This is a genomic window from Franzmannia pantelleriensis, assembly GCF_900102875.1.
GTDB lineage: Bacteria > Pseudomonadota > Gammaproteobacteria > Pseudomonadales > Halomonadaceae > Franzmannia > Franzmannia pantelleriensis.
On the sequence record NZ_FNGH01000001.1, the window covers coordinates 118237 to 142026 of the forward strand.

20 protein-coding genes are annotated in these 23790 nt (G+C 56.7%); 18 read left to right on the forward strand and 2 right to left on the reverse strand.

What is annotated here, in order from left to right; translation table 11 throughout:
* Positions 1 to 268: 268 nt before the first annotated feature.
* The 12 genes from BLT16_RS20465 to BLT16_RS00440 all read left to right on the forward strand — a co-directional run bounded on the left by BLT16_RS20465 (position 269) and on the right by BLT16_RS00440 (position 17136).
* Positions 269 to 1531, forward strand: coding sequence for a hypothetical protein (locus BLT16_RS20465; protein WP_143025014.1), 1263 nt, complete (start codon positions 269 to 271; stop codon positions 1529 to 1531).
* 684 nt (positions 1532 to 2215) lie between these two features.
* Positions 2216 to 3268 (forward strand): glycosyltransferase, encoded by a 1053-nt coding sequence (locus tag BLT16_RS00390; protein WP_089656462.1) that lies wholly within the window; start codon positions 2216 to 2218, stop codon positions 3266 to 3268.
* On the forward strand, positions 3265 to 5403 hold the full coding sequence (locus BLT16_RS00395; RefSeq protein WP_089656463.1) for a bi-domain-containing oxidoreductase: 2139 nt from the start codon (positions 3265 to 3267) through the stop codon (positions 5401 to 5403). The genes BLT16_RS00390 and BLT16_RS00395 overlap by 4 nt, the downstream gene beginning before the upstream one ends.
* 73 nt (positions 5404 to 5476) lie before the next feature.
* A complete protein-coding gene (wecB, locus tag BLT16_RS00400) occupies positions 5477 to 6631 on the forward strand; it encodes a non-hydrolyzing UDP-N-acetylglucosamine 2-epimerase (protein WP_089656464.1) in 1155 nt (384 codons plus the stop codon).
* Positions 6632 to 6636: 5 nt separating this feature from the next.
* Positions 6637 to 7953 (forward strand): UDP-N-acetyl-D-mannosamine dehydrogenase, encoded by a 1317-nt coding sequence (wecC, locus tag BLT16_RS00405; RefSeq protein WP_089656465.1) that lies wholly within the window; start codon positions 6637 to 6639, stop codon positions 7951 to 7953.
* A gap of 402 nt (positions 7954 to 8355) precedes the next feature.
* A complete protein-coding gene (locus tag BLT16_RS00410) occupies positions 8356 to 10074 on the forward strand; it encodes a heparinase II/III family protein (protein WP_089656466.1) in 1719 nt (572 codons plus the stop codon).
* A gap of 7 nt (positions 10075 to 10081) precedes the next feature.
* Positions 10082 to 11281: a glycosyltransferase family 4 protein gene (locus tag BLT16_RS00415; protein WP_089656467.1), complete on the forward strand. Its 1200-nt coding sequence runs from the start codon at positions 10082 to 10084 to the stop codon at positions 11279 to 11281.
* Positions 11278 to 12258 (forward strand): UDP-glucose 4-epimerase family protein, encoded by a 981-nt coding sequence (locus BLT16_RS00420; RefSeq protein ID WP_089656468.1) that lies wholly within the window; start codon positions 11278 to 11280, stop codon positions 12256 to 12258. The genes BLT16_RS00415 and BLT16_RS00420 overlap by 4 nt, the downstream gene beginning before the upstream one ends.
* Positions 12255 to 12809 (forward strand): sugar transferase, encoded by a 555-nt coding sequence (locus tag BLT16_RS00425; protein WP_089656469.1) that lies wholly within the window; start codon positions 12255 to 12257, stop codon positions 12807 to 12809. Before BLT16_RS00420 ends, BLT16_RS00425 begins: the two co-directional genes overlap by 4 nt.
* Positions 12810 to 12888: 79 nt before the next feature.
* On the forward strand, positions 12889 to 14823 hold the full coding sequence (locus tag BLT16_RS00430; protein WP_245701371.1) for a polysaccharide biosynthesis protein: 1935 nt from the start codon (positions 12889 to 12891) through the stop codon (positions 14821 to 14823).
* Positions 14824 to 14917: 94 nt separating this feature from the next.
* Entirely contained in the window at positions 14918 to 16228 is a 1311-nt protein-coding gene (locus BLT16_RS00435) for an O-antigen ligase family protein (RefSeq protein ID WP_089656473.1), read from the forward strand.
* The gene (locus BLT16_RS00440; RefSeq protein ID WP_089656475.1) at positions 16228 to 17136 is read left to right on the forward strand and encodes a glycosyltransferase family 8 protein; all 909 of its coding nucleotides are present in this window, start codon (positions 16228 to 16230) and stop codon (positions 17134 to 17136) included. Before BLT16_RS00435 ends, BLT16_RS00440 begins: the two co-directional genes overlap by 1 nt.
* Here BLT16_RS00440 and BLT16_RS00445 read toward each other — a convergent pair.
* Positions 17133 to 18308 (reverse strand): glycosyltransferase, encoded by a 1176-nt coding sequence (locus BLT16_RS00445; protein WP_089656478.1) that lies wholly within the window; start codon positions 18306 to 18308, stop codon positions 17133 to 17135. The genes BLT16_RS00440 and BLT16_RS00445 overlap by 4 nt on opposite strands.
* Before the next feature lie 762 nt (positions 18309 to 19070).
* Between BLT16_RS00445 and BLT16_RS00450 the strand changes: the two genes are divergently transcribed.
* From BLT16_RS00450 to BLT16_RS00470, 4 genes are all read left to right on the forward strand, one after another.
* A complete protein-coding gene (locus BLT16_RS00450; protein WP_089656479.1) occupies positions 19071 to 19316 on the forward strand; it encodes a type II toxin-antitoxin system CcdA family antitoxin in 246 nt (81 codons plus the stop codon).
* Entirely contained in the window at positions 19316 to 19633 is a 318-nt protein-coding gene (locus BLT16_RS00455) for a CcdB family protein (RefSeq protein ID WP_089656482.1), read from the forward strand. Before BLT16_RS00450 ends, BLT16_RS00455 begins: the two co-directional genes overlap by 1 nt.
* A 22-nt stretch (positions 19634 to 19655) precedes the next feature.
* The gene (locus BLT16_RS00460) at positions 19656 to 19838 is read left to right on the forward strand and encodes a hypothetical protein (RefSeq protein WP_218124382.1); all 183 of its coding nucleotides are present in this window, start codon (positions 19656 to 19658) and stop codon (positions 19836 to 19838) included.
* A 734-nt stretch (positions 19839 to 20572) separates the two neighbouring features.
* On the forward strand, positions 20573 to 21055 hold the full coding sequence (locus tag BLT16_RS00470; RefSeq protein ID WP_089656485.1) for a hypothetical protein: 483 nt from the start codon (positions 20573 to 20575) through the stop codon (positions 21053 to 21055).
* Between the two features lie 118 nt (positions 21056 to 21173).
* On the opposite strand, the gene BLT16_RS00475 is transcribed toward BLT16_RS00470, so the two are convergent.
* Entirely contained in the window at positions 21174 to 22193 is a 1020-nt protein-coding gene (locus BLT16_RS00475; protein WP_176817120.1) for a diguanylate cyclase, read from the reverse strand.
* Between the two features lie 326 nt (positions 22194 to 22519).
* Here BLT16_RS00475 and BLT16_RS00480 point away from each other — a divergent pair, with 326 nt between their 5' ends.
* A complete protein-coding gene (locus BLT16_RS00480) occupies positions 22520 to 23530 on the forward strand; it encodes an autotransporter outer membrane beta-barrel domain-containing protein (protein WP_089656489.1) in 1011 nt (336 codons plus the stop codon).
* Entirely contained in the window at positions 23527 to 23637 is a 111-nt protein-coding gene (locus BLT16_RS21195; RefSeq protein ID WP_176817121.1) for a hypothetical protein, read from the forward strand. The genes BLT16_RS00480 and BLT16_RS21195 overlap by 4 nt, the downstream gene beginning before the upstream one ends.
* Positions 23638 to 23790: the final 153 nt, after the last annotated feature.

Here is a 23790-nt window from a genome sequence, read left to right on the forward strand (position 1 = left end):
AATTTTTATATCGATGACATTTAAATTTTGAATCATGTATGTTGTAACTTAAAATAATCAAAACCTATTACAACCTCTGAGTTGGCCGGAGTGTCTAGAAAAAAATTACAGACCGCAGCATGTAAGTCCCCTCCTTCTGGCTGATATCGCTAGCTAGAAAGGGCCTAAAACACACGTGAAGAGTATGTAGTTGCCTGTAGCTATCTATCTTACCTGTCGGCATCTTAACAGGAAGTAATAAGAGGCTTTTCAGGTCTACCATGAGATCATGACAGAACATTCAGTTTTCTTTTCCAGAAAAAAAGTCTGGAAACTAATTTTTCACTTTATTTTAATTGTTGTCTTGGTTCTTCCTAACTTCCCGATGTTTCTCGGTAGCGAGGTTTACATAAATTTTGGTATTCTATATATTTTTGTTTTGTTGCTGATTTTTCGCCGTTCCTCTCTCTCTAGAGAAGAAGTTGCTATAATGATTTTTTATTCACTTCTCCAGCTTCTTCTTGTTTTATCTTGGGTGAATGAAGTTTCTCTAGGGAGTGCCTCAATTTCAGATATTCCAAGCTTGTTACGGCCTGTTTTTTTATTCATCCTCGTGCTGGGGTTTGTTCTTTTATATTCGCTTGTAAATGTCCATCCAGTAGTGATACTTGATTGTTTTGTAAAAGCTTCTTTTTCTATTTTAGTGTTTTACTATGTCCTTGAAACATTTGGTATGGTCGAATTTATTAAGCACCATCTTTGGGTTAGGCCTAGGCTTTCACAACACAACTATTTTACTTCATTTTTTGTGACCACTTATTTTGCTGCATATTTTTATACAATATGCTTTGGCTATTCGGTGGTTAGGCTTCTCTATCGTCCCTCTTTTTCTTGGTTTGCTATTTCTATTGGATTTCTATATTTTGTTGTTATTGCCGAAAGCAAAAGTTTTTATGTTTTTTCGTTTATCTTTGCTTTTTTATGCATATATATTGCCTTCAATAAAGTGTTTAAGATTTTTGCCCTCACGATAGCGTTTTCGCTTGCTGTTGTGGCCGCATATTCTTTCCACCATATACTTGAGTTGATCGTCAGTACTGACCTTAGATCATTTCGATCTATTTATACATTGCTATCAAATCCCGAAGAGTCTATTACGTTACAAACTCGTTACTCACAGATTGTTATTGCTGTCAGTGGTTCTTTTGAAAGAGGCGGATTGGGTGTTGGGCTTGGTAGAAGCATTTCTTTGGAATCATATATCGCTTCTTTTGTTTATCGCTATGGTCTTATCGGCTTCTCGATGTACACTCTCTATTTCCTTTCTATTTCTTGTTGGGCTTATAGGTCTTATAGTGCTTCGAAAAATTATGATGATAAAACTATATTTCTTTTTGTTAGTATTTGGTTTGCATTGCTTCCTTTAGGTTTGATGAGTAGTCCCATGTATGAGATGGGTAAAAACTCAATATTTTCTGCATTCATAGTTTCTTCTTTTATATGGGCTAAAAAGTATTATGTTGAAAAACCTAGATGCCTATCGAATGCTTGAGGAATAAGTATAGAATCTGATTTGGTTTCCGGAAATTAATGCGCTGTTATGCTTTCATGGCATTTAAGATAACTTTCATGGATAAGAGCGTAATAGCAATTAATTATAAATTACCTGGCATGGAAGATTACCCCCCCCGGTCGCGATCATGTTTGACTACTGCCGTCTTTTCATTGTTGATCTTACCTAGCATTGGTAGACACTGACCTAAGCGATCATTCGGGCATCGGAGGCCTCCGGCTCTGCAACCTGGGCATTACACCATCGTAAAGCCGGCCTCGGTTTAGCTATGACAACGCCCACTCGGAATCGGTGTTCAAGACATTGAAGTTCCGGCCGGACTTTCCGACGACGCGCTTTGCTCCGCTGGCAGACGCCCGAGACTGGGTGCAGTCATCAGCCACTGGTACTACCATGAGCACCGCCACAGCGGCCTGCGCCACGTCACGATGGCCCAGTGCCATTCCGATGAGGCGGAGAAGATCCTGCGACAACTGCGCGGTGTTTTTGAAGCGCGCCATCCATAACGCTGGCCCAAAGGCATCCGCAATTGAATTTGCCAAAAAACCGTGCATCTTCATCCCGAACGGAAGTCAATGTTGAAAGCAGTAGAGTTTTAAAGAGCGAACCCTGTTCAGGTGTCATCTATATTTACAGACACCGTGGATTAGTTGTGAGAAAACCATGAATGGAAAGCTATTTATTTTATTCGAGTTTGGTATACCGCATTATAGGGGGTTCTTGCTTGAAAAGCTTAATGCTTCTTTTCAAGAAATTGTGGCCTATCATGCCGATGATAAGTTTAGTGGAACGTTTGAAAATCATTCGTCGAAGTGCAAGTGTTTTGGAAGTGGTGAGAACAAGTTATGTATATTTAATGTATTTTCCTTGCTATCAGCTAGCGCTATTGTTACGACCCTAAATTTAAGGCGGCCCCATACATGGGTGCCTATGCTTCTTTTACCTTGGAAAAAATGGATAATCTGGGGTAGTGGAGTCGGCGAAAATAGCTCGCTTATAGTGCGTTTTCTTAGAAGAATTCTATTATTTATTAGTGACGGTTTCGTAGTCTATACAGAAAATGGACGAAAAAAATTAATTGAATTTGGCTATTCAGATGAAAAGATCACAGTTGCATATAATACACTGAAAATTGAGAATTCTTGTCTGACTAGCGGAGAAAAGTATTTTCTATATGTAGGGAGGGTTCAGAAAAGAAAAGAGTTAGATGCATGTTTTCATGCCATCAAGAAGCTTCAGAAAAAACTCTTAGTCGTAGGTGGCGATTACAATGACGAAATTTCGAGGCTTAAGGTGCTTGCAGATGAGGAGGGCTGCAGTGACTTAGTAGAGTTTCGTTCGCCTATTTATGATGACGCCGCCTTGAAAGATGTGTTTTCAAATGCCATTGCCTACGTCTCACCTGGCCATGTTGGCTTGGGTGTTGTGCATGCTTTTGGTTATGGTGTTCCTGTTGTGACATTTATGGAACGAAACCATGCCCCAGAATTTGAATATTGTAATAAACATAATTCATATTTAGTGTTAAGTGACAATATTTCAGATGCGCTTTATGAGTGTCTGAATAAGCCAGTGGAGCATTTTAAGAGGCGCGAGTCTGCATATTGTTTTTATAAAGAAAATCTTTCTGTCAAGAATGTGTATAATGCTTTTTTTTGCCAGTTTGAAAGACTGGGTATTTCGACTGATAAAACTGATGTGCAGGATATTCCATGAAACAAGTTTTACAAGACCTTTCCAAAGGCATTACCACTTTAACAGAATCGCCTTCTCCTAGCCTTAGTAAGGGTACCCTGCTTGTAGCTACGACAAAGAGCCTTGTTTCAGTGGGCACAGAGCGGATGCTGGTGGATTTTGGGCGCGCCTCCTACTTGCAAAAAGCTCGACAGCAGCCTGAGAAAGTCAAGATGGTGCTTGAGAAGGTCCAGACAGATGGCCTGATGACCACGGTGGAGGCAGTTCGCTCTAAGCTGGCCCAGCCGTTGCCACTGGGGTATTGCAACGTTGGTGTTGTGAGTGAGGTAGGTAAAGGAGTCGCCGGCTTTCAGCCTGGTGACCGCGTGGCCTCGAACGGGCCTCATGCGGATATCGTTAAAGTGCCGCAGAATCTCTGTGCTCGAATTCCTGATGATGTTTCCGACGAGCAGGCGGCTTTCACCGTTGTGGGCAGTATCGGCCTGCAAGGCATACGCCTGGCTCAGCCTACTCTCGGAGAGGCATTCGTGGTCACCGGAGTAGGCTTGATTGGCTTGCTGACCGTGCAGCTTTTGCGCGCTCACGGCTGCCGGGTGCTTGCTATTGATTTCGATGCCGCCAAGCTGGCCTTAGCCGAGCAGTTCGGCGCTGAAACATGTAATCCCGCCCAGGGTGAAGACCCAGTGGCAGCGGGCCTCGCCTTCAGCCGCGGGAACGGTGTGGATGGGGTAATCATCACCGCTTCAACAAAATCCAATGACCCAGTCACACAAGCGGCGCGTATGAGTCGTCAGCGCGGTCGTATCATACTTGTCGGGGTAACTGGCCTTGAGCTCAATCGCGCCGATTTCTATGAGAAGGAGCTTAGCTTCCAAGTATCCTGTTCCTATGGCCCAGGCCGCTATGACCCAAGCTACGAGGAGCAGGGCCACGATTACCCGCTGGGCTTCGTCCGCTGGACCGAGCAGCGCAATTTCGAGGCGGTGCTGGATATGCTCGCTAGTGGGCAACTTAACGTCGAGCCGCTGATCACTCACCGATTTGATTTCAGTGATGCCCCGGAGGCCTATCGGGTGCTAACCGGTGATCGTGCTGCCCTGGGCATCCTGCTTGAGTACGATGCCCCGCTTGAGCAGCGCACGGTCTCTTCCGTCACGCTTAACCACGAAGCGCACTTCGATGCCACTAAGCCGGTATTGGGGATGGTCGGCGCCGGCAACTACGCTTCTCGGGTGCTGATACCCGCCTTCAAGGCCGCTGGAGCCCAGCTGCATACTCTGGTCACCGCCGGGGGTATCAACGGTGTGATCCACGGCGAGAAGGCCGGCTTCGCTGAGGCCTCCACGGATATGACGAAGCTACTGGCCAACGATACCGTCAACACCCTGGCTATCGTCACGCGCCACGATACTCATGCTAACTTCGTTGCTCAGTCCCTGGTGGCAGGTAAGCATGTATTCGTCGAGAAGCCACTCGCGATTACCGCAGAGGGGCTGATAGAAGTGGAAGGGGCTTATCGCTCGGCCCTCAATAATGGCAAACCCCTCCATCTCATGGTCGGTTTCAACCGACGCTTTGCTCCCCAAGTCCAGAAGATGAAGGTGTTGCTCAGCGCGATCAAAGAGCCCAAAAGCTTTATCATGACCATGAACGCTGGCGCCATTCCCCCCGAGCACTGGACTCAGGACCCTACCATAGGTGGCGGACGCATCATCGGCGAGGCCTGCCACTTCATCGACTTGATGCGCTACCTTGCCGGGAGCGAGATCGTCTCGGTTCAGGTACGACGCATGAGCGACAACCCCGGCATGGCCATCACCGAGGACAAAGCGGCTATTACTCTGGGCTTCGCCGACGGCTCCTTTGGCACCATTCATTACCTGGCCAACGGCGCGGCAAGTTTTTCCAAGGAGCGCGTCGAGGTGTTTACCGCCGGCCGCGTGTTGCAGCTCGACAACTTCCGCAAGCTCAAGGGGTTCGGCTGGCCTGGGTTCCGCAAGATGAATCTTTGGAAGCAGGACAAGGGCCAGCAGGCCTGCACGGCTGCATTCTTGTCTGCTATTTCTCAGGGGCAGCCTACGCCAATCCCTGCTGATGAGACCTTTGAAGTCGCCCGGGTGAGCATTGAGGCGGCCGAAGCGCTTCGGGCTCAGTAGTCACTTGCGTCAGCTAAGTCCGCCATGGTCTGACCGGCTCAATTCACGCAATTATGATGATGGATGACAGTGCATGATCTCACTGCGACCTTTGCGCTCGCTTTGCGTTTTTGGCACCCGCCCCGAAGCGATCAAGATGGCCCCGCTGGCTCTGGCCTTGCAGGCCGACCCTCGCTTCGAGGCCCACGTGTGTGTGACTGGCCAGCATCGGGAGATGCTGGATCAGGTGTTGGAGCTGTTCGAGCTTGTACCGGATCATGATTTGGCGATCATGCGGCCTGGGCAAGACCTTACCGACGTTACCACCGCCATTCTTCAGGGCATGAAACAGGTATTGCGTACATGGCGGCCCGATGTGGTGCTGGTGCATGGCGATACCGCCACCACCTTCGCTGCCACTCTCGCTGCTTACTATGAGCAGATACCCGTTGCCCATGTGGAGGCGGGGCTGCGTACCGGCAATCTCTACTCCCCTTGGCCGGAAGAGGCTAACCGCAAGCTGACGGGAGCCTTAGCCACTTGGCACTTTGCGCCAACTGAGCGCTCGAGGCTCAATTTGCTAGAAGAGGGCGTCAAGCCGGATGCTGTGCAGGTGACCGGTAATACTGTGGTAGATGCACTGCTGGAGGTTGTCAGGAAGCTTGAAGCGACGACGGCGCTCCAAGTGAAATTTCGTGATCAGCTCTCCTTTCTGGATGATGCCCGGCGGATGGTGTTGGTTACGGGCCACCGCCGTGAAAGCTTTGGCGGCGGTTTCGAGCGTATCTGCCAGGCGTTGCGGATTACGGCACAACGCCACCCCAACGTACAGATCGTCTACCCGGTCCATTTGAACCCTCAGGTGCAGGAGCCCGTCAACCGGCTGCTGGCAGATATCGATAACGTCCATCTGATCGAGCCGTTGGATTATCTGCCTTTCGTGTATCTGATGAACCGTGCCCACCTGATTCTCACTGACTCTGGTGGCATTCAGGAGGAGGCACCATCGCTGGGCAAGCCGGTGCTGGTGATGCGAGATACCACGGAACGACCGGAGGCGGTCGAAGCGGGTACCGTCAAGCTGGTTGGCACCGATGTTGCCGCCATTACCTCCGAACTCGATCTTCTGCTACGCGATGCCGAAGCCTACCGACGCATGAGTCGCGCCCATAATCCCTATGGGGATGGCAAGGCCTGTTTGCGGATTCTCGATCATCTGGCTAATGTCGCCGACCGCCTGGAGCATTGAACGACATGGAATTCACGACCATTTCCGTGGTTGGCCTGGGGTATATCGGGCTGCCGACCGCCGCTGTCATCGCTTCGCGCCGCAAGCGGGTGATCGGTGTGGATATCAGCCAGCAGGCGGTTGATACCATTAATCGTGGCGATATTCATATTGTCGAGCCCGAGCTCGACATGCTCGTGCATGCGGCGGTGAAGGAGGGCTATTTAGAAGCAACTACCTCACCTGAGCCGGCGGATGCTTTTCTGATCGCGGTACCCACGCCCTTCAAGCGTGAGGAGGGCAAGGAGCATGTGCCGGACCTGAGCTACATCCGTGCAGCAAGCCTGTCGATTGCGCCGGTCTTGAAGCAGGGAGATCTGGTGATCCTCGAGTCTACGTCACCGGTGGGGGCCACCGAGCAGATGGAGGCCTGGCTGGCTGAGGCACGACCGGATCTGAGCTTTCCCAGCCAGGAAGGCGAGGCCTCTGATATTCGCGTAGCGCACTGCCCCGAGCGGGTGCTGCCCGGCCATGTGGTACGCGAGTTGGTGGAGAATGACCGGGTCATTGGCGGCATGACGTCACGCTGCTCAGAAGCCGCTTGTGCACTCTATGAGCTGTTCGTGCACGGGGAGTGCATTACCACTACGGCGCGCACCGCCGAGATGGCCAAGCTGACGGAGAATAGCTTCCGCGATGTGAACATCGCTTTCGCCAATGAGCTTTCGATCATCTGCGACAAGCTCGATATCAACGTCTGGGAACTGATCCGCTTGGCCAATCGCCACCCGCGGGTCAATATCCTGCAGCCAGGGCCCGGGGTGGGGGGGCACTGTATTGCCGTAGATCCTTGGTTCATCGTTAGCGAGACCCCCGACCAGGCTCGCTTGATTCGCACTGCCCGCGACGTCAATGACGGCAAGCCGGAGTGGGTGATCGATAAGGTCAATCAGGCGGTGGGGGAGTTTCTGGCCCAGCACCCTGAGAAAACCGCCGGGGAGGTTAGCGTGGCCTGCCTGGGGCTGGCCTTCAAGCCTGATATCGATGATCTGCGCGAAAGCCCGGCGTTGGCCATCACCCAAGCGCTCAAGGCTAGGCTGCCAGGCAAGCTATTGGTGGTTGAACCCAATATCGAGAGCCTACCGTCGAGCCTGGAAGGCGCCTGTCTTGCTGGGATCGATGAGGCGCTAGCCGAGGCCGACATTATTGTGCTGCTGGTAGACCACAAGGCGTTCAAGAAGGTTGGCCACGAGCGTTTAGCCGGTCGCCATCTGGTGGATACCCGCGGGGTATGGACTGGCCAAGTACGGCGCCGAAGCGATTTTCAGGTTCCTAGAGGGTAAGGGCACGTCACTGGCGCCTAACAGTAGATCTTGGATCGTTTTACCTGACGCAGTACTGAAAAGAGTTGCATCATGGGGCATTGCTAACAGTGCGGTTCCCACGATATATAGCGATATACCGAAGTGGAACCAGTAACGTACAGAGGGATTGAGTTAAAGGGCCGGTGGACTTTTTAGGTTTGTGGCGAATATGGCAGGGAATTTATCGATACTGACCAGATTCGACATAATGGTGCCTCAGTCCGTGATGCGCAGCGTGCCCACGACCCGCTATTCCCCCTGTTAAAACCAGTAGCTTGAAAGGCGCTTGAAGCGCAATTTCAGGATCGGCCATCGCTGAAGTTAAGGGGGTTATGTCGAGCCTGTTGGCTTTCACCGGTGGTCATGAATATGGATGTTCTAATGTCGCTGTCTCGTCACTCACGCCTGTTTCACACTGTTCGCCACCTCAAGCCTGGGCAGATTGCATGGCGGCTCTATTACCGCTTGCTGCGTCAACATGTATACCGAAAGGCCATGGCAGCGCTCGGACGAGTAGAACGGCGTCAGTGGGCCAATTCGTGGTCGGCGCCTTCCTGGATGCCATCTACTCTGGTCGGCGGAATGAGCGCGGGCGAATATGAGTTCGAGTTTCTCGGTGAGCGGGGAGTGTTAGCCAACAAGGATGACTGGAACCACACTGAAAGGAGCAAGCTCTGGCTCTACAACCTGCACTATCTGGATGACTTATGTGCATGGGCGGCTGAAGACCGCGTAGTTCAGCACCGTGTGCTTTTTACGCGTTGGATAGAAGAGAACCCCCCCCTGGCGGGCAACGGGTGGGAGCCCTATACCCTCTCGCTTCGTTTGGTGAATCTGGTCAAGTGGCTTGGGCATGGGCTTTGCCTGAACAGTCAGCCGATACCTAATCACTGGTTGCAAAGCTTGGCGCGCCAAGCCCAGGCGTTATCCGCCCAGCGTGAGTTTCATATTCTTGCCAATCATCTGTTTGCCAATGGCAAGGCGCTAACATTCGCCGGTGCCTTTCTGGACGGACAGGATGCCGAACGCTGGCTGAGTCAAGGGCTGGTGATTCTCGATGCTGAGATTCCCGAGCAGTTCCTGGGCGACGGTGGACATTTCGAACGGTCGCCCATGTATCACGCCACCCTGCTTTGGGATCTGGCCGATCTGATTCACTTGGCCGAGTGCTCAGGGCTTAACGCACTGCGCGAGCGCACCCCGACCTGGCGCCAAGTTCTGGCCAAAGGGCTGGCATGGCTGGAAATGATGAGCCATCCCGATGGGGATATCAGCTTCTTCAATGACGCAGCGTTCGGTATTGCTCCCACGTTGGCCGGCTTGCAAGATTACGCTGAGCTATTATCCGTCCGTTTGCCGAAGGGCGTAGATAGGCCGTTGGTGGTAAAGCATTCGGGGTCGGTGCTACATGTCGAACATGCTGTCTCCAGTGGTTATATAGCACTCAACTGGGGCGACGGGGACAAGGCCATCCTCGATTTGGCCCCGGTGGGGCCGGATTACCAGCCTGGGCATGCGCATGCCGATACGTTGAGCATGGAGCTGAGTCTTTCTGGCCAACGAGTGTTGGTCAACTCTGGAACTTCTTGTTACGGGAACGACAATCAGCGGCAGTGGCAGCGCAGTACTGCTGCGCACAATACCGTGACGGTGGACGGGGCGGATTCCTCAGAGGTGTGGGCCGGGTTTCGAGTTGCCCGGCGTGCATATCCCAAACTGGACCGGCATGAGGCCGACGATCGCCAGATATTGATTGAGGCGCACCACTCAGGCTTTGAGCGCTTGCAGGGTCGGAATTGTCATGCTCGAACCTGGAAGGCTAAGGAACGCTCTCTTGAAGTGCATGATGCCGTTACAGGCCGCCACGGTCATGCGGTGGCACGTTGGTACTTTCACCCAGAAGTAGAGTGCCAGTGGCAGGAAGACGCCTTAGTGATACGCCTGCCGACGGGGCAGACGGTCGGGATGCGGATTGACGGAGCTGAACAGCAGCGCCTTGAAGCATCCACGTGGCACCCTGCTTTTGGCAGCAAACGATCTAACTACTGCCTTGCGGTGACGTTCACCGGAGGGAGTTTGACCACGATGATCACTTGGTGAGGTTTTTTTGCGAATTCTGTTTCTGAGTTTCTACTATCCGCCAGACTTGTCGGCGGGGTCTTTTCGCGCATCCTCCTTGGTCAAAGCGTTACTTGAACGATTGCCCGAGACAGCGCATATTGAAGTGATTACCACTTCCCCTAACCGCTATCTTTCGTTCAGTCAGGCTGCCAAGGACGGTGTTCCGGCCTATGAGCAACATCCAGGCTTGACTATTCACCGAGTCGCGTTGCCCGAGCATCAGAGCGGTATGCGAGACCAGTCACGTGCATTTTACGCTTACGCCAGGGAGGCTCTGCGGATAAGCCGTGGACATTCCTACGATATGGTCTATGCAACGTCTTCTCGATTGATGACTGCTAGCTTGGGCGCCTGGCTGTCACGTCGCTTGAAGGCACCGTTATACTTGGATATTCGAGATATTTTTGTCGACACCTTAAAGGATGTACTGCCGTCGAGGGTTAGCTGGCTAGCTAAACCTATATTTGGCCGTATAGAGAAGTGGACCTTGCGGCAAGCCAAAGGCGTCAACTTGGTGTCGGAGGGCTTTCTGGAATATTTCGAGCCCCGCTATCCTGGGCGCCGTTTTTCACTGTATACGAATGGTATTGATGAAGAGTTCCTCCGTGCTGCTCCGATAACGACATCCTGTAGAGAACAGAAACCACTTAGTGTCGTCTATGCAGGCAATATGGGGGAAGGGCAGGGGCTTCATGAAATCGTCCCTGAATTAGCCAAGCGCTTGGAGGGCAGGGCTCATTTTATCCTAATCGGTGATGGAGGTCGTCGTCCTCACTTGGAGGCGGCGTTAGCCAAGGCGCACTGCACCAACGTAGAAGTGCGGGATCCCGTGCCCCGGGATCAACTGATCAAGCTGTATCAGCAAGCGGACGTGCTGTTCTTGCATCTCAATGATTATCCGGCTTTCCGCAAAGTGTTGCCTTCTAAGCTTTTCGAGTACGGTGCGCTGGGCAAGCCTATCTTGGCCGGGGTATCCGGATATGCTGCCCGTTTTATCGAGAAGCACTTGGACAATGCTCAAGTGTTTCCGCCATGCGATGTGGACCGAGGTGAAAGCGCTTTTACTGCCCTGAGCCCCGAGACGGCTCCACGCGAAACCTTCACCCGCTCGTTCGCCCGCCACAATATTATGCTGGAAATGGCGCAGGATGTGCTGGCGGTCAAGACTAGGGAGAAGGTGTCATGAAGGTGTTGGTTACTGGGGCTAGTGGATTTATAGGCAGTGCCCTGATTGGGCGGCTTGCCACGACGTCAGCTTGGGAGCCCAGGCTAGCTCTACGCCGAAAGCTGGCGACCGCTTCCGATTATGCCGGGTTTGCAGTGGGTAATCTGTCTCCTGACAACGATTGGAGCGAGGCCCTTCAGGGGTGCGATGCGGTTGTGCACTGCGCTGCACGCGTTCATGTCATGGATGACCCTGAAGCTGATCCGCTTGCCGCATTTCGCCAAGCTAATGTCCAAGGTACTCTCAATTTGGCTCGCCAGGCGGCAGCGTCAGGTGTGTCTCGCTTCGCATTCATCAGCTCCATCAAGGTCAACGGAGAGCAGACACCAACTGATCGAGCATTTCAAGAAGACGATACGCCAGCCCCGAGCGACCCTTATGGCATATCCAAACACGAGGCTGAGCAGGGCCTACTCCAACTTGCTAAAGAGACCGGCATGGAAGTGGTGATCATCCGCCCTCCGCTGGTCTATGGCCCCGGGGTAAAGGCCAACTTTGCCACCATGATGAAGTGGCTCGAAAAGGGTGTGCCTTTGCCACTAGGGGCGATCCATAACCTGCGCAGCTTGGTGGCTCGTGATAATCTGGTTGACCTGATCATGACCTGCCTCGATCATCCCGCTGCAGCTAACCAGGTGTTTCTCGCTGGGGACGGTGAGGATCTTTCGACGACTGAGCTGCTACGGCGTCTTGGGCGTGCGCTTGGCAAACATGCCAGGCTGCTTCCGGTGCCTGCTGGCGTTCTCGAAGGCGGCGCTGCCTTACTGGGCAAGCGTGCTGTCGCCCAGCGGCTGTGCGGCAACCTCCAGGTGGATATCAGTAAGGCCAGGGAGCTGCTGGGCTGGAACCCGCCTGTCTCCGTTGATGATGCCCTCCAAGAAACCGCCAATGCCTATCTAACGGCCCGTCAAACTTCTTCTCGGGATGGTGACTCGTGACTCGACTGCTCGATATTCTCTTTTCTGCCGTTGGCCTTGTGCTGGGGTTCCCGGTACTACTTGCGCTGTTGGTGGTTGGCTACTTCGATACCGGCTCGCCGCTGTTTCGCCAACGCAGGGTAGGGCGCCATCAGAAGCCTTTTACCTTGGTGAAGTTTCGCACCATGAAGCCGGATACCGCCTCGGTGGCCTCGCACTTAGCCGATGCTAGTTCGATCACGCCTTTTGGTCGTTTTTTGCGTCGTACCAAGCTGGATGAGCTGCCGCAGCTGTGGAACGTGCTCAAGGGCGAGATGAGCCTGGTCGGACCAAGGCCCTGCCTGTTTAACCAGCAGGAGCTGATCGATGCCCGCGAGCAGCGCGGCGTGCATCTGTCGCGACCGGGCATTACCGGGTTGGCACAGGTCAACGATATCGATATGTCCACGCCTGAACTGCTGGCAGAGACCGATGCCAAGATGCTTGCCAGCCTTACGCTGGGGGCCTACTTTCGCTATATCGTATTGACGGCGCTGGGCAAGGGCACGGGTGACCGCGTCAGAACCCCGTGACAGGCTTGCCTGGTGGCATGGATAACGCGGCTAACACTGGATGTTGCGAATGATTCGACGAGGAAGGTGGCACCGCCAAGTGGCTGAGCTCAGCCGCACCAAGAAGCGCTTTATCATGATCGCGGCGGACCTTGTGGCGCTGCCGTTGGCGCTGTGGTCGGCCTATGCGCTGCGCTTTGCCGAGTGGTGGCCCGACCGCTATATCGATCCCTACTGGTGGCTGTTCTTCGTGACGCCGGTGGTGGGGGTGTACGTGTTTGCGCGGCTGGGGCTGTACCGTGCGGTGGTACGCTTCATGGGCCCCCAGGCGCTGTGGGCGGTGGTCAAGGGCTCCTGCCTGCTGGCGGTGCTGATGTGGGCAGCGGCCTACTTTTACCAGTGGCAGAACTTTCCGCGCTCGATCCCGGTCAATTTCGCCCTGGTCACGCTGGTCTATGTCGGTGGCACCCGGCTATTGGTGCGCACCTACTACCAGTGGCTGGTGCGCCACTACACCGAGAAGCAGGCGGTGGCGATCTACGGTGCCGGTGGCGCCGGGGCACAGCTGGCCCTGGCGCTCTCCAGCGGCCGCGAGTTCTATGTCGCGGCCTTCCTGGACGACGACCCGGCGCTGTGGGGCAGCACCATCAAGGGCATCAAGGTCTACAACCCGGCCGAGTTCGACCCGCTGGTCGAGTCGCTCAAGATCGAGCGGGTGCTGCTGGCCATGCCCTCCGCCACCAAGGCGCAGCGCAAGCACGCCCTGGATCAACTCGCCGATGCCCCGGTGCATGTGCAAACCGTGCCCTCGATGCCGGAGATCGTTTCCGGCGAGGCCAGCCTCGACCAACTCCGCGAGGTCGACCTCGAAGACCTGTTGGGGCGCGACCCGGTACCGCCGAGAGAGGAGCTGCTGGACGCCAGCATTCGCCACAAGGTGGTGATGGTGACCGGGGCGGGTGGCTCCATCGGCAGCGAGCTGTGCCGCCAGATCATGCGCGGTGGGCCCAAGGCACTGGTGCTGTTCGAGCTCAGCGAGTTCAGCCTCTATAGCATCGACCAGGAGCTGGAACAGCTGAAGCAGGAGATGGGCGAAGACTTCACCATCTACCCCATGCTCGGTAGCGTGTGCCATCGCGAGCGCATCGAGGCGGTGATCCAGCACTACGGTGTACAGACGCTCTACCACGCCGCGGCCTATAAGCATGTGCCGCTGGTTGAACACAATATTCTCGAGGGCATACGCAATAACGTGGTGGGCACCCAAGTGGTGGCCGAGAGTGCGGCCAGGCTGGGCGTTGAGCGCTGCATCCTGATCTCCACCGACAAGGCGGTGCGCCCCACCAATGTGATGGGGGCCAGCAAGCGCATGGCCGAGCTGGTGCTGCAGGGCCTCGCGGAAACCACCAGCAGCACGGTGTTCTCGATGGTGCGCTTCGGTAACGTGCTGGGCTCGAGCGGCTCGGTGGTGCCGCTGTTCCGCCAGCAGATCCAGGCGGGCGGCCCGGTCACCGTGACCCATGCCGAGATCACCCGCTACTTCATGACCATCCCCGAAGCCGCGCTGCTGGTGATCCAGGCCGGCTCAATGGCCGAGGGCGGTGACGTGTTCGTGCTCGACATGGGCGATGCGGTGAAGATCGTCGACCTGGCGCGGCGCATGATCAAGCTCTCGGGGCTGGACGTGAAGGACGACAAGCACCCCGAAGGGGATATCGAGGTGGTGTTCAGCGGGCTGCGGCCGGGCGAGAAGCTCTACGAGGAACTGCTGATTGGCGATAACGTGGTGGGTACCGCTCACCCCAAGATCATGCGCGCTCAGGAGGAAAAGCTTACGCCCACCCAGCTGACCGGTTTGCTGGAGGAGATCGAAGAGGCCCAGCGGCAGATGAACTGCCACCAGGCCTGCGAGATTCTCAAGCGCGCGGTGAAGGGCTTCCAGTACGGCAACCCCGAGGTGGACCTGCTGTTGCCGGCCACCAAGCCCAAGGTGGCGCGCGCCGTGGCCGCGGAAAAGCCAGGGTCATTGCATTGATGGGTCCACGTTAAGCAGAAGTTTGATATCATTCTGCACGATCAAGCGGGCGCCCCTTGGGCGCCCGCTGCCGTTTGTGAGGTAGAGTCCGGACGTGGTAACCAAGTATATACCCCAGGTGGCGCTGGGTGGCCCAAACCGCTGGGTGGGCTGGATAGCCATCCTCTGCTATGCCTTTTTCTGGCTGCTGAACCTGGATGTATCGCGCTCGGCGGAAGTCGTGGTGATGCTATGTTTCCTGGTGGCAGCATGGCGCGATCGCCCGTTGCTGCCTGAACAGCGCTGGCTGCTGTGGCTGTTGCTGGCGTTCGTTTTGCTGCAGCTAGTAGCCGCTTGGCGCGGCACGGCGCTGTTTCCGGAAACTGCCGACCATCAGTGGGACTTCAGCCGCTACTACCTGAAGCTGTTCCTTTGCATTGCCGTTGCCTGGTGGATCAAGGGGTCACTGCGTGCCGCCTTGGTGGTATGGGGCGTGACCCTGGCCGGCCTGCTGATAGCGCTGCTGTGGCATTCCGATGTGGCGCAGTGGAGCCGCGCACTGCAGGGGCGCCGGGTCGATTTTGGTTTCATGAATGCCCAGCACACCGCGATTTATTATGCGCTGCTGCTGATCGCTGCCGTGGCGCTCTGCATGTATTTCGCCTTTGCAGGCAAGCGGCGCTGGTGGGTATCGCTGCTGGTGCTGCCAGTAGTGCTGTTTGGCCTGGCCGGGACGCTGGTTACCCAGACCCGCGGCGTGTGGGGCGGGTTGGTCCTCGCCACACTGACCGTGCTGCTGTATTGGCTGGTGGCCGAGATGAGGCGCGCGGGTAGCTGGCGAGGCCGGTGGGCGAGACTTGGAGGAGCTGGTGCGCTGCTGCTGGTAGTGGTCATTGCTCTGAGCCAGGCGTGGCCGACCGTGGAAAAGCGCATTGGCGCCGAGCAGCAGGAGATCCAGGCGTTCTTGCAGGGCAATCTGGATGCCATGGAAATGCGGAGCGTCGGAGTCCGAGCGCACACCTGGGTCTATGCCGTGGAACAGATTACCGAGCGGCCGCTGGTGGGCTGGGGGCCGGCCAGCCGTATTCCACTGATCGAGGAAGGCCCCTTTCCTGAAAACGTACAAACCCGTTTTGGGCACTTTCACAACAGCTACCTTGAAGTGCTACTGGCGTATGGGCTACTGGGTCTTGGCATGCTTGGGGTGCTGCTGGTTGCTGTTATCAAGGGGCTGCGGCAGTTGGCACGGCGTGGCCGCGAGGGGCTGTACCTTTCCGGGTCGTTGGCGGCATCCTTCCTGATGATGGCGGTGGCGAATCTTTTCGAGTCGTACCTGGTCTTCCGCACGGGGATCTATTTCTTCGTGCTGGCTGGCGGGGTCGGGTTGTCGTTCTTCATGTATCGCGATAACAAGCGGGCGGTTTGATGGTCGATATCGTTCTCTGCGCCGATGAGGCCTATATTCCCTATGCCGCCGTGGTCATGGCCTCGGCGGTGCAGGCGAGTGCTACTCCGCAGGCGCTGCGTTTTCATCTGTTGACCACGGGGATCTCCGAGGAGAGCGAGCGGCGACTACACGGCATGCTGGCGCCAAGCGGTGCGCAGCTCAATGTCGTGCCGGTGCAGGCGGATTTTGCTGCAGGCTTGGCGCTCGGCCGCTTCGGGGCGGCATCGCTGCTGCGCTTGATGATGCCGCGCTTCCTGCCCGAGGGGTGCCGGCGTGCGATCTACCTCGATTGCGACGTGATGGTGGTAGACGATCTGGCGACCCTGTGGGAGACCGACCTGGAGGGCCATGCGGTGGGGGCAGTGATGGACCTGTGCGGCCCCACGGTGGCTGAGTGGAAGCACGATTTTGCCAGCTACTTCAATTCCGGTGTGCTGCTGGTGGATCTGGAGCGCTGGCAGCGTGACGAGATAGAAGAGCAGGCCCTGGCGTTTTTGCGCCACCAACAGCAGCCGCTTGACTGCCCAGATCAGGATGCCTTGAACGACGCTATAGGCGATGCATGGGCACGACTGCATCCGCGCTGGAATTTTCAACCCACGGCGTACCCTTCGGTGGAGAAGCCATACCCGCACATGGGCGAGTTCAACCCCGGCTTGCGCGAGGCCATCGCCTCGCCGGCGGTGATCCACTTCATCGGCCCGGTGAAGCCGTGGCATGCCATGAGCCCGCATCCGCTCAAGCATCTGTTTACCGATTGCTCACTGCTAACGCCCTGGCCCATCGACGCCCGGGCCTTGCATCAGGCCTTGCCGCTCAAGAAGCGGCTGCGGCTCAAGGCCAAAGCCCATAAGCTGCGGAGAAGACGACAGATGTCTCGTATTTAAGCGGCATTCGGCTCTATCAGCCTGAGGAAACGCGGGACCACGGCGTCTTCACTGAAGCGCTCGGCCCACTGGGGACGCACTGTCACCGGTTGGTCGAGCGCTTCTTGCATTTTGGCCGCGAGGTCTTGCGCATTAGGGGCTGCGATCAGGCGCGCCTGATCGTCGACCAGGACCTCGCGGATGCCGCCGGGAACGTCGGTGGCGATGCACTGGGTACCGAGGGCGAGGGACTCGATCAGTACCAGGCCGAGCCCTTCGAAGTTGGAGCTGAGCACCAGGGCGCTGGCCTTGGCCATCCATGGGTAGGGGTTGGCCTTGCGGCCGAGAAACTGCACACGTTCCTCGAGGCCGAGGCGTTTGACCAGGGCATCCAGCTTGGCCTGTTCCGAGCCTTCGCCGATGATCAGCAACGGGGTGTCCAGGCCATCTTCGACGGCCTTGTGGTATGCCTCGATCAGCAGGGTGGGGTTCTTCTCCGGGACCAGGCGCGCCACATGCAGTAGGAAGGGCGTGTCGGGTATGGGCTCATCGGCCTGTTCGCTCAGCGTGCGGACGCGCTCGAGGGGCACGGCGTTGTGGATGACCTCGCACCGCTCCAGCGCGATGTCGCGTGCTGCCAGGTGTTCCGACAGGCCATCGGCCAGGCCCTGCGATACGCAGATAACGCGCTTGGCATCGAAGAGCTTCCTGATCAGCCAGCGGGGTTGAGTCTGGCGACCTTCGTAGTCGCCCACCACGGCTTCTACCATCTGCCAGCAGCGTTTGTCATCGAACGGCCAGAGCAGTTCGAAGGCGCCTTGGCCGCGGATCAGGATCATGTCGAACGCGCCGTGGGCGGCTTCCTGTTCGGCCAAGAAGCGTTCGAACAGCGGCGTGACGGCAAGGCCCTGCCACACGAACCCGGAGCCGGGTAGCACGGCCTTGAGCAGGGTGCGACCGACGAGGTGGAGCGCCAGGCCCTTGGGGGTCTTGCGCGCTTGCCGCTCGAATGGCTGGCAGTGCACCGTGACGCCGGGCGCGGGCGACTGTTGTGGCGTGTCCTTGAGCACCAGCAGGTGCACATCATGGTCGGCGTGATGCAGTGCATTGGCGAGCGTGATGGTAGCCTGCTCGATACCGCCGAGTCCCAGGCGTCGGATGACGAGGAGAATTCGCTTACTGTCACTTGGCACGGGATGACGACTCACTGACGGCTACTGAAAACGCCGTGAATGATACCCGCCAGCCCTTAGTGAGTATATTGTTGTCGATCGATACACCTTCGACTGGGGGGGCGGTGTCAGTCATCGCGAGAATTCGCGTTGTGCATCCATTTGCTGTCGTACAAGCGCCAGGCCGGTGAGGGGGTAGCCCGCAACGGGATACGGTGAGGGCTTGGTGCTGAAGGTTAGGCAGCGCTGCGCGCTGCAATCGCGAGTGAAGTCGCTCCCACACTGGGAGCGGCGCCAAGGCCAATGTAGGAGAGACGTCAGTCTCGATGGGGTTGGGTTGTCTTGGCCTGGCAGCGCTGCGCGCTGCAATCGCGAATGAGGTCGCTCCCACACTGGGAGCGGCGCCAAGGCCAATGTAGGAGAGACGTTAGTCTCGATGGGGTTGGGTTGTCTTGGCCTGGCAGCGCTGCGCGCTGCAATCGCGAATGAGGTCGCTCCCACACTGGGAGCGGCGCCAAGGCCAATGTAGGAGAGACGTCAGTCTCGATGGGGTTGGGTTGTCTTGGCCTGGCAGCGCTGCGCGCTGCAATCGCGAATGAATTCGCTCCCACACTGGGCCGGCGCCAAGGCCAATGTAGGAGAGAGGGGCGCTAGGCTCAAGCGCCACCTGCAGTGGCTTGGCGCAGGCGTAAACTTGGAGCGGCTCAACGTTGAATCCTCTTGAATGCGCACGGTAATGCGCATAAGCTGGAAAATGCATGTACCAGCCTATCGGAGGCTGCAATGGCCGAACTCTACAACACAGCCGCACCCAAAAAAGCAGCAAACTTGTCAGTTAACAGTGACCTGCTTAGCAAAACCCGGGATCTGAACATTAACCTGTCAGCAACCCTGGAGCGAGCTCTGAAAGAAGAGCTTTGCAAACGCGAAGCGGCTCAATGGGTCGAAGAGAATCGCGCTGCAATCAGAAGCTACAATGAGTTTGTCGAGCAACATGGATGCTTCGGTGACGAATTCAGGGAGTTTTGATGGCGCAGTTCGATGTTTACCCCAACCCAAGCAAAACCAGCAAAACTCAATATCCCTACCTCGTCGATATTCAAAGTGGCCTCCTGACAGATTTGGCAACTCGTATCGTTATTCCTCTGGGCAAATATGCAGCATTTGGGAGCCAGTCGATGCGAGGCCTCACGCCTGAGATATCGTTCGGCGAACAGCAACTGCTGTTAGTGACTCCTCAAATTTCATCGGTGCCAGAAAAACACCTTAAAAATCCCGTCGGCTCCCTTTCACATTTTAGGGATCAGATTGTTGCGGCACTGGATCTCGCGGTCACTGGCATTTAACAGTCTGGTAGAGGATAAAGATATGCTGGCAGAGAAACTCGAAAGCTGGGCGAAGAAGGAACGACTGGAAGGGCGCCAAGAAGGTCGTCAGGAGACGGCCCGCAACTTGATCGCCCGCACCGAGATGGACGATCAGATGATTGCCGAGATTTCCGGCCTACCGCGCGAGGTTATCGCCACACTGCGCGCCGAGAGCCAGCGCTGAGGCGTTAATCGGCAGCGCTGCGCACTGCAATCGCGAATGAATTCGCTCCCACACTGGGAGTGGCGCCACTGGCTAGTGTAGGAGCGACTTCAGTCGCGATGGGGTTGACCAACAGTGCTGCGCGCTGCAATCGCGAATGGATTCGCTCCCACACTGGGAGTGGCGCCACTGGCTAATGTAGGAGCGACGTCAGTCGCGATGGGGTTGGGTTGTCTTGGCCTGGCAGCGCTGCGCGCTGCAATCGCGAATGAATTCGCTCCTACACTGGGAGTGGCGCCAAGGCCAATGTAGGAGAGACGTCAGTCGCGATGGGGTTGGGTTGTCTTGGCCTGGCAGCGCTACGCGCTGCATCGCGAATGAATTCGCTCCCACACTGGGAGTGGCGCCAAGGCCAATGTAGGAGAGACGTCAGTCTCGATGGGGTTGGGTTGTCTTGGCCTGGGCAGCGCTGCGCGCTGCATCGCATATGAATTCGCTCTTATACATTCTGAGTCTGGCTTGCTTGGCATGCTGACGTCGCTATCCGATAGGTCTGGGCGGGGTGGATTCACCATAATCTTGATGCTGATCAAGAAGTGGGTGGCAGCGCTCGGTTAGCCTCACGGGCACGAGGATAGCGCGTCGCCATGATCGCGGATCCTGGCCACCCATCCAGGCGGCACATAACAATATGGGCATGGCGTCGGGCGATTGCCCCTGCGCAGGGACATACCCCATCTTCCGAGATTGCCAGCATGACCAATATCCAGACGCTTACCTTGCTTCCCCAGGACCAGTTAGCGCTGCTCAATAGCATTGAGGTCCAGGCTGTCCTGCGCTACCGCCGGCTTGCCCTGCGCTTCATCACGTTTAGCACCGTACTAAGCCGTCAAATGGCAGAGTATGGCATCGCCTGTGAACAACGTATCACCTCACTGCGGGATGCTGCCGAGAGCCTGGGCCTCGGCGCCTGCGTGGGCGTGCTCGATGTACGCCGGCTCCAGGAGCCTGCTCAGGAGCCGAAGGACAGGTTCTTCATTATCGATCAGGCAATCGTTGACCAGGAGCTGCAGAGGGCACTGGCCACTGCCTTTGAAACGCACAGTGTTGCGAGACAGCTGCTGGGCGCCAACGGCACACCAGAGCTGGAGCGGCCGCTGTGGGAATACGCGCAGCACAAGCAGTTCGAAGTGAATGCGCTGATGCACTGCTGCACGAGGCAGTTGCAGCACGCTTGAGATAATCGCGACTGACGTTGCTCCCACAGGGGAGGTGGCGCCCTGCAAACGTAGGGGCGCCACGATCAGGTCTCGACCTATCTTCCTCTACTGGGTGGTCCAACGTGCTGCGGTTACGCTATGGATCTAGGGGAGAGATATTGTCTCCAACAACGCGGTTGCGCCCAGCCCGCTTGGCGGCGTACATGGCGCGATCGGCGCGCTCGATCAGGCTGTCGCGGCCGTCTTCAGCGCGATAGCTGGCTACGCCGGCACTGAAGGTCACCTGATGCTCAACGCTGAAGGCGTGTGATGCGATGAGCTTGCGCAGGCTATCGGCTAACGCGAGAGCGTCGCGGTGCGGCGTGTCGGGGCAGATCATTAAAAATTCCTCGCCACCCCAGCGACTCAGGCAGTCGGTGATACGTTTACGCTGTTGAAATAGTCGGGCGATATCCACCAGCACCTCGTCTCCCTTGCGGTGGCCGTAGTCATCGTTGATGCGCTTGAAGTGGTCGATGTCGATCAGGATCAGCGAGAGTGGCATCGGCGTGCGTGTTTGCCGGAGTAATTCCTCCTCGAGCACTTCATCGGTCTTGATGCGGTTGAATAGCCCGGTGAGCGGGTCCGTGATGGCCACCTGATGCAACTGGCGATGGGCGTTTTCGAGTTCGTGGGTGCGCTGCTTGACCAGCCGTTCGAGCACCACAGCGCGGGCTTCGAGCTGCTTGAGGGGGTAGGGTTCATCGTCGCCGTGGGCCAATGAGGGCTGTGAAAGGTGTTTGTGCTCGACCTTCCAGCCACTGGCAGTCAACCGCATCAGGAGCGTGAAGCGCACATTATGCATGGTGACGGCCTGCTGGTGAATGGTCAGGTGCCAGTCGCATTCGCCCATTACCAGCCCTAGCGTTTCACCCAGCACAATGGCCTTGCGGCGTTTTAGCGTGTAGTGAACGGGGTTGGGCATCGCCTCGATGTCGCGCTGATAGAGATGCAGGGCGAAGTCGATGTCGTAGACGCTCTCATCGGCGCCGGTGCCGAAGCCGGTGATGTCGTCGGTGGCCAGCGCGGCGGCCCCGGCAGCATCACGCTGCACGAAGAAGACGTGGAAGTAGTGCTCACAGGCGTCCAGCAGGGCCTGCTGCTGTGGGCTTGACATGCTCTTGTCGCTCTCCTGATGCAGTGTCGCTGTGTGGTGACAGTATGCCAGCCCGGCGAGCATTTCTCTCGGTCTTCCATCGGCATCTTGAGATTGCCAGTATAGCCAACATCCAGGCGCTTATTCTGCTTCCTCAAGACAATCCATGAGGTATCACCTCCTTGCGGCATGTTGCCGAGGGGCTTGGTCTAGGCGCCTGCATGGGCGCTTTCGATAGGCGCTGCAATCGTCACTGAAGTCGCTTCCATAGGCTGGTAAGGTTTTGCTTGCAGGGTAAGACACTTCAGTCAGGCACAACGCCAAGTTGCAGCGCGCAGGGAGGCGGGGTGAGGGCGAATTATGCCTTTATCGATCCGTCTCTGGCCTATGACGATACACGGGTCTTTCTGACGCTGGCGCTCAAGGAAGATGGGGCTGATCCAGCTCCCGGCCCTGAGCTGACACAGTTGCAGGCGCTGGCCCGGCTCTATCAAGCTAATGCCAACCAGGGTGAGCTTGTCGGGATCCTCGATAGCCTGGAGACGAGCGATCCGCGATATCCTGAGTTTTTCAATACCTTCGTTGGGTTGAGCGATGATCAGGTGACAGAGGTGCTGGAGGAAATGAGCGGCAGCCGCGGGGCAGGGGCCATGGCGCTGTCGATCCCGGTGGCCTCGGGCCTGATGGATTTCGTCAATGTGGCCGATGGCTTCGGTGGCTTCATGGGTATCGGTGGTCAGGCGGCGGCCCTGATGTCTTCAGGCACCCAGCAGTTCGCTAGTACCAGCGGCATGTCACAGCACGGCTGGGATTCATTAGCCAAGTCGGCTGCAACGATTGGTGTTTCTGGTGGGCCGGCCTCCTGGGTGCGGGTCGTCGAGCAGACCGGGCGTCAGGGTAGCAGCAGCGGCATGCCGGGGAGCGATACCCGCTCGTCCGGCCTTCAGGCCGGGGTCGAAATGCCGTTCACAGACGCGATCTCGGCTGGCGTGGCGCTTGGTTATCAAGAGGGGCGGATAACGTCTGGCGACCTGACGCGTATTGATAACGAGGTTGACAGCGGAGTGGTGTATGGGCGCTATCGCATCGAGGACGTTCGCCTGTCTGGCGCCCTTGGCTACTCACACATCGACAACGACAGTAGTCGCAGGATCCCCCAATTCGCTCATCAGACAGCGGAATATGGCGCCGACGTCTGGATGGCCGATGCCCAGGTCGCTCGCGACTGGCAAACCGGCGTTGAGCGTCTCACCCTGTCGCCCTTTGTTGGATTGCGCTATGCCGCTCTAGATCAAGACAGCTACGTTGAGGAGGGGCCGGCGGGCCGCGTGACTTGGCCGACGTGGGTGTGGGAGTGAGCGCCGACATCACCGAGCGCGTTAGCCTGCATGCCACCTATGACGGTAGCCTGGCCGATGACTTTGCTGACCACCGCGGCCAAGCTGGTGTCACCTTCACGTGGTAGCAGATAGAAAACAACGCCGTGGACCTGCGCGTCTCAAGCCATTCTTCCATCGCCCATCGCGATAAGGGGCTGCCACGATAAATCACGACGTTGCGTCGCGAATGTATTCGCTCCGCCAAGGGGGAGGAGTGTCTGGTCAGTGCAAGCCCTCGT